The organism is Vibrio sp. 070316B, from assembly GCF_013114115.1.
GTDB lineage: Bacteria > Pseudomonadota > Gammaproteobacteria > Enterobacterales > Vibrionaceae > Vibrio > Vibrio chagasii_B.
On the sequence record NZ_VTYC01000038.1, the window covers coordinates 11,399 to 23,977 of the forward strand.

General features: G+C 45.2%; 9 protein-coding genes. All 9 read right to left on the bottom strand.

What is annotated here, in order from left to right; all coding sequences use genetic code 11:
• Positions 1-17: 17 nt before the first annotated feature.
• The 9 genes from F0251_RS21165 to F0251_RS21205 all read right to left on the bottom strand — a co-directional run bounded on the left by F0251_RS21165 (position 18) and on the right by F0251_RS21205 (position 12,505).
• Positions 18-1,922 carry a propionyl-CoA synthetase gene (locus F0251_RS21165; RefSeq protein WP_171731744.1) on the bottom strand — a complete coding sequence of 635 codons (1,905 nt, stop codon included), beginning with the start codon at positions 1,920-1,922 and terminating at the stop codon, positions 18-20.
• Positions 1,923-2,038: 116 nt separating this feature from the next.
• The gene (prpF, locus tag F0251_RS21170) at positions 2,039-3,211 is read right to left on the bottom strand and encodes a 2-methylaconitate cis-trans isomerase PrpF (protein ID WP_171731745.1); all 1,173 of its coding nucleotides are present in this window, start codon (positions 3,209-3,211) and stop codon (positions 2,039-2,041) included.
• Positions 3,212-3,221: 10 nt separating this feature from the next.
• Positions 3,222-5,876 (bottom strand): Fe/S-dependent 2-methylisocitrate dehydratase AcnD, encoded by a 2,655-nt coding sequence (gene acnD / locus F0251_RS21175; protein WP_061033474.1) that lies wholly within the window; start codon positions 5,874-5,876, stop codon positions 3,222-3,224.
• 78 nt (positions 5,877-5,954) lie between these two features.
• Entirely contained in the window at positions 5,955-7,145 is a 1,191-nt protein-coding gene (gene prpC, locus F0251_RS21180; protein WP_171731746.1) for a 2-methylcitrate synthase, read from the bottom strand.
• Positions 7,146-7,304: 159 nt separating this feature from the next.
• Positions 7,305-8,201, bottom strand: a complete 897-nt coding sequence (gene prpB, locus F0251_RS21185; protein ID WP_061033476.1) for a methylisocitrate lyase — start codon at positions 8,199-8,201, stop codon at positions 7,305-7,307.
• 37 nt (positions 8,202-8,238) lie between these two features.
• On the bottom strand, positions 8,239-8,958 hold the full coding sequence (locus tag F0251_RS21190; protein ID WP_105057204.1) for a GntR family transcriptional regulator: 720 nt from the start codon (positions 8,956-8,958) through the stop codon (positions 8,239-8,241).
• 290 nt (positions 8,959-9,248) lie between these two features.
• Entirely contained in the window at positions 9,249-9,569 is a 321-nt protein-coding gene (locus F0251_RS21195) for a hypothetical protein (RefSeq protein WP_239936268.1), read from the bottom strand.
• A 187-nt stretch (positions 9,570-9,756) separates the two neighbouring features.
• Positions 9,757-10,536, bottom strand: coding sequence for a winged helix-turn-helix domain-containing protein (locus tag F0251_RS21200; protein WP_171731747.1), 780 nt, complete (start codon positions 10,534-10,536; stop codon positions 9,757-9,759).
• Positions 10,537-10,870: 334 nt separating this feature from the next.
• Positions 10,871-12,505, bottom strand: coding sequence for a carboxylesterase family protein (locus tag F0251_RS21205; protein WP_171731748.1), 1,635 nt, complete (start codon positions 12,503-12,505; stop codon positions 10,871-10,873).
• Positions 12,506-12,579: the final 74 nt, after the last annotated feature.

Consider the following 12,579-nt stretch of genomic DNA (forward strand, 5'->3'; position numbering starts at 1 on the left):
ATCAAATAAACCTCGCCCTATTTTCCGAGCTTTTGTGCGATCTCAGTTAAACTTGTTGGGTCATCAATCGTCGAAGGTACTACGTATTGTTCACCTTCTGCAATTTGACGTATGGTTCTTCGTAAGATTTTACCAGAACGCGTCTTAGGCAATCTCTCGACTACTAAGGCTTGCTTGAAGCAGGCGACAGCACCAATCTCATTTCGAACCTTACCCACTAACTCAGCTTGAAGGTCTTCTCCATCCACTTTCACTCCATCTTTAAGAACAACTAATCCGAGAGGAAGCTGACCTTTTAGTTCATCGTAAATACCAACCACAGCACATTCAGCAATGGCAGGGTGGCCACCAACAATTTCTTCCATTTCACCAGTAGACAAACGGTGCCCCGCGACATTTATCACATCATCAATTCGGCCCATAATAAATAGGTAACCATCTTCATCAAGGTAACCGCCATCTCCCGAGACGTAGTACCCTGGGAATTGGCTTAAATAACCCGATTCAAACCTATCGTGGTTGCGCCATACCGTCGGTAAGCAACCAGGTGGAAGTGGTCGTTTTAATGCCACGAAACCTTGTTGGTTAGCTTGTGCAGGCTCACCCAACTCATTGAGGATCTCCACTTGATAACCCGGCACAGGTTTAGTTGAAGAACCCGCCTTCACAGGCAAAGACTCAAGTCCTGTAGGATTAGCTGAGATAGCCCAACCAGTCTCAGTTTGCCACCAATGGTCGATAACTGGTTTATTCGTCTGAGATTCAACCCAGTCCAACGTTGGTGGGTCTAAACGCTCTCCTGCCATGAAAATCGACTTGAGTGATGATAAGTCATACTTGCTAAGTAACTCACCTGCGGGATCTTCTTTCTTTATCGCTCGAAATGCGGTTGGCGCAGAAAACAATACATCGACTTTGTATTCTTCACACACGCGCCAAAATGCGCCGGGATCTGGCGTTCGTACTGGCTTGCCTTCAAACAAAATGGTCGTACAACCATGAATCAATGGCGCATACACAATATAGGAATGCCCAACGACCCAACCGACATCAGAAGCTGCCCAAAACACACCATCTTGCGGCATATCGTAGATAGTGCTCATCGAGTATTTCAACGCAACCGCATGACCACCATTATCACGTACAACCCCTTTTGGTTTGCCTGTCGTGCCAGAGGTATACAGGATATATAGTGGGTCTGTTGCTAGAACAGGCACACACACATTTGGCAAGGCATCCTCAACGGCTTGTTGCCAAAGTACATCGCGTTCGTTGTTCAATTCGGCTAGTGACTGCTCTCTTTGGAATACCACCACTTTTTCAGGCTTCCAGCGGCTGTCCATGATTGCGCGATCGACCATCGGTTTATATGGCAGCACCTTGTTAATCTCAACACCACAAGATGCAGTAATCAACACCTTTGGCTCGGCATCCTCAATTCGAACGGCAAGCTCATGAGGAGCAAATCCGCCAAACACAACCGAGTGAACCGCTCCTAGTCGAGCGCAAGCCAACATTGCCATTGCCGCTTCAGGAATCATTGGCATGTAGATCACCACACGATCACCTTTGGTAACGCCTTGCGTGGCTAACATCCCAGCGACTTTAGCCACTTGGTTACGCAATTGATTGTAAGTGTACGAGGATTGAGATCCGGTAACCGGAGAGTCGTAAATCAGCGCGGTATTGTCACCTCGGCCATTTTCACAATGATAATCCAAAGCCAGCCAACAAGTATTCATCACCCCATCCGGAAACCAGCGTTCAATACCATTATCGTCAGCTTGTAATATCGTTTTTGGTGTTTCAAACCAATCTATTGCTTGTGCTTGCGTTTCCCAGAACGAATTGGGATCTTCCTTCGCCCATTGATACTCGGTGATGTAATCCGTTTCTCTATTCATTCGATTTGTAGCAGACATAGTGCCACCTCCATGATTCATCCATTTTCCAAGCGCCTGCCCTTTGGCAGTAGCACTTGATTGCGCTCTTTTCTCAGCGTTGTATTCGGAACATTTAACCGAACACAACAATCGCTTTACTTGGGAAAAGGCACACGAATGGCACCTTCCATGATCACTCGGGCACTACGACTCATAATCGCCCTCTCAATTTTCCATCCACTTTCTGTCTCTAGCGCTTTAGCACCTACCTTCAATGTTCCTGATGGGTGCCCAAAAGTCACAAAGTCACGAGAGCCTCCTCCCGCCGCTAAATTCACTAGCGTGCCCGGAACACTCGCAGCTGAAGCAATCGCAACCGCGGCTGTGCCCATCATGGCGTGATGCAACTGCCCCATAGACAGAGCACGTACCAGCAGGTCAGTATCATCCACAGCAACTGACTTGCCACTTGAAGCTTGATACGCTTGAGGCTTGGCAACAAAGGCGACCTTTGGCGTGTGCTGGCGCGATTCAGCTTGTTCTAGCGAATCAATAAGTCCCATCGCAACTGCACCATGTGCTCGTATAGACTCGAACAGTGCCAAGGCTTTTGGATCGCTGTTGATATCGGATTGAAGCTCTGTTCCTAGATATCCGACCGATTCAGCATCAACAAAAATCGTTGGAATTCCTGCATTAATATAAGTCGCTTTAATGCAACCTAACTCCGGAACATCTAAAAAATCGACAACATTCCCTGTCGGAAACATCGACCCACTCGCGTCAGCTGGATCTAGAAAATCGACCTGAATTTCTGCGGCGGGGAAAGTGACACCATCAAGTTCAAAATCCCCCAACTCTTGAACTTCACCGTCCACGATAGGCACATGAACAATAATGGTTTTCTCGATATTAACTTGCCATACTCGCACTTCGACCACACCGTTTTCAGGAATACGGCTTGAATCAACTAATCCAGTATGAATGGCGAATGGACCAATCGCCGCAGACAAATTACCGCAGTTACCGCTCCAATCGACAAATGGCTTGTCTATTGCTACTTGACCAAAGAGGTAGTCAACATCGTGATCGGTTTTATCACTCTTCGACACGATGACGGTTTTACTGGTACTGGAGGTCGCGCCTCCCATACCATCAGTTTGCTTACCATAAGGATCTGGGCTGCCAATCACACGTAGAAGAAACTCGTCTCTCGCAGGCCCCGCAACTTGCGCTGCTTCGGGTAAGTCATTCAAGTAGAAGAAAACACCTTTGCTGGTTCCTCCACGCATATAAGTTGCTGGGACTTTTATCTGTTTAATGTTCATCCACAGGCTCCTATTGCGCGAGAAAGTCTTTGGCAAAGCGTTGTAATACGCCACCAGCGCTATACACACTTACTTCGTCTGCCGTATCCAATCTACAGGTCACTGGCACATCAAGTTTTTCTCCGCTTTTACGTGTGATCACTAAAGCCAAATCAGAACCCGCCTGGATGTCGCCATACACGTCGTACAGTTCGGTCCCATCCAACTCTAAGGTGTTGCGATTGACTCCCGCTTTGAATTGCAAAGGCAAAACGCCCATACCCACTAAATTGGTTCTGTGGATTCGCTCAAAACCTTCAGCAACAATCACTTCAACACCCGCTAATCGGACGCCTTTAGCCGCCCAGTCGCGTGATGAACCTTGTCCATAGTCTGCGCCAGCCACAACAATCAAAGGTTGTTTACGGTTCATGTAGGTTTCTATCGCTTCCCACATTCGGGTAACCTGCCCTTCGGGCTCAACTCGGGCTAATGAACCTTGCACGACTTCTCCAGCGTCCTTCACCATTTCGTTAAACAGTTTTGGGTTGGCGAATGTTGCTCGTTGCGCGGTTAAATGATCGCCACGATGTGTCGCGTAAGAGTTAAAGTCTTCTTCTGGAACGTCCATTTTTGCGAGATACTCACCTGCCGCACTTGATGCAAGAATCGCATTTGATGGCGATAGGTGATCCGTAGTGATGTTGTCACCTAAAATGGCTAAAGGCCTCATGCCAGATAGGCTTCGTTCACCTGCGAGAGCCCCTTCCCAATAAGGCGGTCTACGAATATAGGTACTTTGAGGTCGCCAGTCATAAAGCGGTTCAGTCGTTACCTGTTCCCCATCCGGCTGGAACATTTTCACGTAGATTTGTTGGAATTGCTGAGGCTTAACATGCTCCCCCACAACCGCATCGATCTCCGCATCACTCGGCCACAAGTCACTTAAATAGATTGGTTTACCATTGTTGTCAGTGCCTAAGCTGTCTTTCTCGATATCAAAGCGAATCGTACCCGCTAAGGCATAAGCAACCACCAATGGCGGTGAGGCTAGAAAGGCTTGTTTTGCATAAGGATGGATTCGACCATCAAAATTTCGATTGCCCGATAACACCGCAGTGGAATAGAGATCGCGCTCAATGATCTCTTGTTGAATTTGAGGATCCAACGCTCCACTCATACCGTTACAAGTCGTACACGCATAACCGACAATGCCAAACCCCAACTGTTCCAGTTCTGGAAGTAAACCTGCTGACTCTAAATAGAGCTTGGCAACCTTAGATCCTGGAGCAAATGACGTTTTCACCCAAGGCTTACGAACCAGACCAAGTTGATTGGCTTTTTTTGCCACTAGTCCTGCTGCTACCACGTTTCTTGGGTTACTGGTATTAGTGCAAGAGGTAATCGCGGCGATAATTACCGCGCCATCTGGCATTTGCTCGTCGCTATATTGCTCCGCGTGTTGCGCTTTCCAAGAAGCTTGGCTGATACCTTGCTGAGCAAGCTCACTGGTTGGTAAACGGCGATGTGGGTTCGAAGGTCCTGCGAGGTTTCGCTCAACTTTCGATAAATCAAACTCCAGTACACGCTCATATTGAGCCGAATCGAGGTCATCCGCCCACAGTCCGGTTTGCTTTGCGTAAAGTTCGACTAACTCAACCTGTTCAGGATCACGACCTGTCAATTTAAGGTATTGAATGGTCTGCTCATCAATGTAGAACATGCCTGCCGTCGCACCGTATTCAGGCGTCATGTTTGAGATAGTCGCACGATCACCAATGGTCAGTGCACGAGCACCTTCACCGAAGAATTCTAAGTAGCTTGAAACCACCCTTTCATTGCGAAGAAACTCGGTAATTGCGAGCACAATATCGGTTGCGGTAATGCCTTCTTGTCGCTGACCAGTCAGTTTTACGCCCACGATATCTGGCAAACGCATCATCGAAGGGCGACCAAGCATTACCGTCTCGGCTTCCAAACCACCGACACCAATCGCAATAACGCCCAGCGCATCAACGTGAGGAGTGTGACTATCGGTACCAACACAGGTATCTGGGAACGCAATACCTTGTTTAGATTGAATAACCGGAGACATTTTCTCCAAGTTAATCTGGTGCATAATTCCATTACCTGCAGGAATCACACTGACGTTTTTAAACGCCGTTTTACACCATTCAATGAAATGAAATCGGTCTTCGTTGCGACGCTCTTCAATTGCGCGGTTTTTATCAAACGCTTCGCTGTCAAACCCTGCATGTTCTACAGCTAAAGAGTGATCCACAATCAGTTGAGTTTCGACCACTGGATTTACTTTGGCTGGATCCCCACCTTGGTCAGCAATCGCATCTCGTAAGCCCGCTAAATCAACCAAAGCGGTCTGACCCAGAATGTCATGACACACGACACGCGCTGGATACCAAGGAAAGTCTAAGTCGCTCTTACGTTCTATGATCTGTTTTAAGCTGTCTTCTAGGGTTTCAGGATCGCAGCGTCTTACCAATTGCTCCGCCAACACTCGGGACGTGTAAGGCAAGGTTTTATAGCTGCCCGGAGATATCGCGTCTACCGCTTCACGGGCGTCGAAATATTCCAAGCCAGTTCCCGGTAGAGCCTTTCTGTATTGGCTATTTTCAACGCCTATATTTTGATCAAGGCTCGGGGTTTTCTCAATTTTCACATCAGACATACATCCACCATTATCTAAAATTCTATTCATTGGTTCTCAAGGACGACTCGATATATGAGCCGCCTTGAGACAGAAGGATTAACGTAAATGAATAGGTAACCAGTCTTGATGCTCTGGCCCGGTGTAGTCTGCACTTGGACGAATGATGCGGTTATTCTCTCTTTGCTCGAATATATGTGCCGTCCAACCGGTAAGGCGACTCATCACAAAGATAGGCGTAAACAGTTTGGTAGGGATATCCATGAAGTGATAGGCAGAAGCATGGAAGAAGTCAGCATTACAGAACAAGCCTTTCTCACGCTTCATAACCGCTTCAACGCGCTCAGATACAGCATAAAGCTGCTCGTCGCCAACTTCTTGCGCTAGCTCTTTTGACCAAAGTTTAATTAGCGCGTTACGTGGGTCGCTCTCGCGATAAATGGCGTGACCGAAGCCCATGATTTTGTCTTTATTAGCAAGCATCTTCATGATGTTCGCTTCAGCTTCATCGGCGGTTTTCCAATCTTGGATCATTTCCATTGCCGCTTCATTCGCACCACCATGGAGAGGGCCTCTTAGTGTACCAATTGCTGCTGTCACACACGAATGGATATCCGACAGTGTTGATGCACAAACCCGAGCCGCAAAAGTAGAGGCATTAAACTCATGCTCTGCATAAAGCGTTAGCGAACAGTGCATCACCTTCTTATGCAGTTCACTCGGCGCTTTGTCCGTTAGCATCTTCAAGAAGTAACCACCCAAGCATGCTTCGCTTTGGTCCTGTGTATCAATACGCACTCCATCATGACTGAAGCGATACCAATAGCAGATAATGGCAGGGAAAAGCGCAAGCATACGCTCTGTTGCTGATAGTTGCTCCGAAAAGTCAGATTCTTGCTCTAAGTTACCCAACATTGAGCAGCCTGTTCTCATTACATCCATAGGGTGAGCGTCAGCAGGAATAAGCTCTAAAGCGTCTTTCAACGGTTGAGGCAAGCCACGTAAACCAATCAACAATGTTTTGTAGTCATCTAACTCTTTTTCGCTGGGTAAATGACCTCTTAATAGTAGGTGTGCTACTTCTTCAAATTGAGCATGATTCGCAAGGTCGGTTATGTCATAGCCACGGTAAGTTAAACCCGTTCCTGATTTGCCAACCGTACATAGCGCCGTCGAGCCCGCGCTTTGTCCTCGTAGGCCAGCACCACCAATCGCTGGTGCTGCACTTGCTTGTTGGTTTACCGCTGAAAAATTATCGACAGTTGCTTTATCACTCAAAGATACAGACATGATGAACTCCTTCTCTGGGTTAGCCGCCCTGCACTCTTTGGTGCTGACTATTTATATTCAGTGACCGCGACTATCTCACTAGATTTCACGGACCCGATGTGGCTGACTAACCATTCACGTTATTGGATTAAGTTGATGTTTTAATATTTGAAACTGGTTTTATTCTTCACTCGAAAACAATTGATCCAGCTTGTTCTCGTAGTCGTGGTAATTGAGGTGTTCGTAAAGCTCTTTACGGGTTTGCATTGAATCCAACAGCGCTTCTTGATTGCCTTCAACTAACAAGTGTTTGTAAACATTCTCTGCCGCTTTGTTCATCGCGCGGAATGCACTGAGTGGATAAAGCACCATGTCGACATGAGATTGCGCCAGTTCCTTGCAGTTGTAGAGTGGGGTTTGTCCAAACTCGGTAATGTTAGCCAAGATTGGCACATGCTTACCTGTTGCCGATTTCAGCGCCGCCGAGAACTTCACGTATTGGTCGAGCTGATTCATCGCTTCGGGAAAAATCATGTCCGCACCCGCTTCGACACACGCAATCGCACGTTCAATTGCACTATCTATCCCTTCAACCGCCAGAGCATCGGTTCGAGCCATGATCACAAAGCTCTCATCAGTTCTTGCATCGGTTGCCGCTTTTACTCGATCGACCATTTCCTGTTGGCTAACAATCGCTTTGTTTGGTCGATGACCACAGCGTTTCTGTGCCACTTGATCTTCCATATGAATAGCAGCAGCGCCCGCTTTTTCCATCGCTCGAATAGTTCGTGCGATATTGAACGCTCCACCAAATCCCGTATCGATATCCACCAGCAAAGGTAAATCACACGCGTTGGTAATGCGTTCCACATCCACCAACACATCGTTCAATGTGGTAATACCCAGATCAGGTAAACCGTAAGACGCATTGGCGATACCTCCACCAGACAAGTAGATAGCCTGATGACCCAAGTTCTTTGCCATCATTGCGCAATACGGATTCACCGTACCGACGATCTGCAGTGGATCATTGTCTTGCACAGCTTGGCGGAACTTCGCTCCTGCTGATAACTTCATAATGACGCTCCCTGTTAAATGTTTATTTGTCAGTTTTTTAATCCATATCTTTGGATTGAATTTGTTGCTCGATAAGCAGTCGGCTACCAGAGATATGTCGTCGCATCAGCATTTCTGCTAGCTCTTCATCACGGTTACGAATTGCTTGTAGGATATATTTATGTTCATCAAGCGCCTCTTTTGGCCGAGACTGTGCTCGTGGCGATTGATAGCGATACATTCGCAGTAAGTGGTAAAGCTCATCACACAATAAAGAAATGAGTTTGCTGTTACGGCTGGCTTTAATGATTCGATAATGGAAGTCGAAATCGCCGTGTTGATGAAAGTAGGAAGAACCCTCGACTTCATCGATATGTTGGGAATGTGTCGACAATAATCCTTCAAGCCCGATAAGCTCATCTTGTGTAATGTGTCTTGCTGCTAGCCTTGCAGCCATGCCTTCTAGAGCCTCTCGAACCGCGTAAAGCTCAAGTAACTTGTCAGCAGAAAAAGTAATCACTCGGGCGCCAACATGTGGAATTCGCTCGATGAGCCCGAGCCCTTCGACACGCATAATCGCTTCACGCAAAGGACCACGACTGACCTCAAAGCGTTTAGCTAACTCTGGTTCAGAGATCTTGCTACCCGGAGCTAACTCACCGTTGACTATCGCTTCAACCAAATACTCCGTCAGGCTTTCTGACTTGGTATTTTCTTTGTCTCCAACTCGCGTTTTGGTGTTGGCACTTAAGGTAAGATCTTTGATCGCGGTATTCATATTCACGCTGCCCACTTCTTATTGCCGACCTTAATTGTCAACAATCTCATAACATGAATATAAAATACACGATCAAACTGTCGACAATCAAGAAGATTGTCGACAATTTAGACTAAGGTATGACACTAAAAAGCTCAACAAGGTGGTGTAGGATTGGTGAATAGTCGTTAGCAGAGCTTAATCGCGTATTACGAGGTAAGTGAGGTGGTTGATACGAAACAGCACATCTTGGACATTTACTGTTTTACTCGTGCTTTGATTACAGGCATTAACGGGCAGCTATTGTTTCATCAGGTTATTGGCACGTATTGTTGACTGCGAGAACGCGATACCAACGTTGGGAACTCAAATATTCCCCCTTTGATAAGTACGATGTGTTGGCTAAAGTAATTCACGGCACTACGACTCACATCTCGGGTTCGCGTTTTCATTACGATGTCAGATGCCGTGAAAAACAGCTCTTCAAAATGAGGGTCGGTTTTATGTTCGGTAAAGTCCTCTACCTCAGAATCATATAAACAGTACTCGAAAACATTTTTGTGTCTCTCGACCACTTGCGCTTCAGAAGTAAATAACACCCCATCGCCGCTATTCGAAAAAGAGTAAGACATGATGGAAAAGTGCTCATCAGTAAAGTTGGTCGAGCTTAATGTCTTGAGTTTGAGCCCGTTCTTTCTTTCAACGTACTGTTTATAGTTGTAGACAAAGCTTAAGTTGTGACGATTCTGATGCGTATAATGCCTAATAAAAGAAAAAAGCATAAAAACTAAACTTAACAGAAAGAAAAAGTGATACTTATTAAAATTTTTCAAGGATATTTTTAATTTTTTCATTTTGAGAGTGAACTGAGATTATATAGTTATTGGCATAAGAGTTTTGCGATACATCTTCTAACGCATAGGCGAAGTAAACCTTCTTACCTTCAACTTGATAAAATAGCGTCATATCGGTATTCAGTTGACTAATAAGGTTCAATAATAGCTTAGGCGCAGTATGATCCCTTAAAGTGATCAGGTTGATATTATTACCAGCCCGACTCTCCAAGACCTTTAAATGGTAATCTGATGATATAAACGAATCTTTCATATATGGTGAGATCTGGGATAAACCTGAGTAAGCATAATCCTGGTACAAAAAATAACCACCAACAGCAAGATTTAAGCTAATAAAGAGCGTTAAAATAGGTTTTGCCTTGGTTGATATCTTGCTTGTAATCTCCTGATATAAGGGCTCGCTCTTTTCAATTTCTGGCTCTTCTGAGTCCAGGCTTATCAGTGCGTTATCGATAAACACATTCAGTTTAGTGCTTATGCTGTAACCAACACCACGGAATGCCGTAATTTCAACGTTCGCCTCTAGATCATAAAAGGCCTTTCTCAAAAGCGAAATACTTCGTTTTATCGACCCCTCAGTCACCACCTTGTTCTTCCAAACTGTATCTAATATGGTCGACTTTTCGACCATTTCTCCTTGCTTTTCCAATAAAAGAATAGCTAATTTAAACTCGTTATTATTGAGCAGTAATTCCTTTTCTCGATAAGTTATTTTATTTTTCCCACTATCAAATTCTACATTCATTGATAGAAAAACCTCATTAAAGCATCTAGATTCATAAAATCACATCGATTGTAATCACAGATCAATTATACCTAGTAAGCAACTTGATAAACACAGTCGCCCAATCAGAATTGAAATGAATCCTAGAAAGGATTTAATTACCCCATATCACTACGCAAAAATAGAGGAAAAACGTTTACTATTTGACCTGAAATTTATTTGATTTACTAAGAAAATAAAAAAGCCACAGTTTTATACATAAACTGTGGCTTTTTGATTGATACCTAACCATTTAACTAACAAATAATTTAGAATAATAGTGGTCAGGGTTCTGGTTTATGCTTGTGTATTAAGGTTACAAAGCCATCACTTGGTTTACTTGTTCACATAAGCTGGCATTAAGCGTGTTGTCCCAATCATTTTCCGTAACAAACTCACCGTTAGTGTTAAAGACCGTCACATTGTCTTTTTCTAAAACGTATGGTGTGAATGTCGAGGTTTGTAACCACTGTGACATAAGATCATCTTTAACAGACTTATCCTTATTAGAAAATTCAGCAGGTCCAGATACTGCATTCACCTCATTACCGAAAATAAAAGAAAGCTCTGCACCATGACATGAGCTCTCAGATGGCTTACACGTTTTGGCAAAGCTCTGTACGTAGTAGTCGGGCCACAGGCTAAAGTCAGGTTGATAGTTGAACTGGTATAGCGCCGCATTCGAACCACCTGCAGCCAAGTTTTGCGCAACCTGTTGAGATGAACAAGCAAACAGCACTTGATTCATTAGTTTGCGGGCATTGGCTTTACGCTTTGCTGCGGTACTATTCCAGAAGCTTAATTTGAACTCTGGAATCTCACGTAGCATAGAACCCTTATCTGCACCGAAAAACAGATCGATCAGTGAATTATAACTGCCTGGTAAATCAAGAAGCGCATCAAACGGCGCAACAAAGATATTCGACTCATCTTGGTTGAAACCCAGCGTCACATCAACACCATTTACCGATTTTAGTTCACTCGGCTGATACGGGATAATCTCTCCATCGACATAAGGTGCCCAAGATAACAGACCGGCCGTTTTAGGGGTAATACTGGTCAAGCTGTTCAGCTGCGTTGCTACAGCTTTCATTTGAACTTGAACATCCACGATCTCTTCAAAAGGCACGCTAGTAATGTCTTTGTCCTTTCCAAGCTTATCTTGAACAATACCCGCTACCCATTTCGCTGACTCGGCATCTTTGTACTTAACGCCATATGGATTACTTTCCATGATGGCACGTTGGTACAGGTGAGAGTTTTGTTGCTCATCCATTAATTGGATGCCAATCGACATCGCACCTGCACTTTCACCAAACAAAGTAATGTTGTCGGCATCGCCACCAAAACTATCAATATTGGCATGAATCCACTGCAACGCCGCCTTCTGGTCTTGGATACCGTAGTTACCAGAGTGTTGTTCACTGTAGTAGCTACCAAGAATACCCAAACGGTAATTCATGCTAACTAGAATAAAGGGGTTGCCCTCATCTGCATTTTTAGCAACAAGCTTCGCGCCATCAAACTGCTTAACTGTACTAGAGCCTAGCTCAAATGCACCGCCATGAATGAACACATAAACGGGAAGCTTTTCACCTAGCTCAACCCCAGATGGGCGCCAAACGTTCGCATTTAAACAGTCTTCACTTTGTGTTTCTTGTACTACGCCGTTCGCTTCCATTGTGTGAGGTATTTGCGGGCAGATATCCCCTGCAGAAGTCACATCATAATGAACGCCAGCTTCAAAGTGACTAAGCTTGGGGGCCTGAAAGCGTTCTGCTGAAGCATATTTTACGCCCATAAACGCATCGACTTGTGATGAATAGCCCACCGGCGAATGCGCTAGGCCTTGTAGTGTCGCCCCTTCAATATCCACGCTTGGTGCTGCAATGGCTTGGTTGCTTAACGCTAGAACGGCGCTTGCAATCGAGATTGATAATGTATTTTTCATCGGTTTACTCAAAAATAGAGAATCAGTGTTATTCGTAAAAATCAAAAAAGGAGCAAGGTTTGTCACCTTGCTCC

Bases quoted from the DNA above. Each gene is read 5' to 3' on its own strand.
- F0251_RS21200 (WP_171731747.1), bottom strand. From the start codon at position 10,536: ATGAATGTAGAATTTGATAGTGGGAAAAATAAAATAACTTATCGAGAA.
- F0251_RS21205 (WP_171731748.1), bottom strand. From the start codon at position 12,505: ATGAAAAATACATTATCAATCTCGATTGCAAGCGCCGTTCTAGCGTTA.
- F0251_RS21190 (WP_105057204.1), bottom strand. From the start codon at position 8,958: ATGAATACCGCGATCAAAGATCTTACCTTAAGTGCCAACACCAAAACG.
- prpB (WP_061033476.1), bottom strand. From the start codon at position 8,201: ATGAAGTTATCAGCAGGAGCGAAGTTCCGCCAAGCTGTGCAAGACAAT.
- F0251_RS21195 (WP_239936268.1), bottom strand. From the start codon at position 9,569: ATGTCTTACTCTTTTTCGAATAGCGGCGATGGGGTGTTATTTACTTCT.
- F0251_RS21165 (WP_171731744.1), bottom strand. From the start codon at position 1,922: ATGTCTGCTACAAATCGAATGAATAGAGAAACGGATTACATCACCGAG.
- prpC (WP_171731746.1), bottom strand. From the start codon at position 7,145: ATGTCTGTATCTTTGAGTGATAAAGCAACTGTCGATAATTTTTCAGCG.
- prpF (WP_171731745.1), bottom strand. From the start codon at position 3,211: ATGAACATTAAACAGATAAAAGTCCCAGCAACTTATATGCGTGGAGGA.
- acnD (WP_061033474.1), bottom strand. From the start codon at position 5,876: ATGTCTGATGTGAAAATTGAGAAAACCCCGAGCCTTGATCAAAATATA.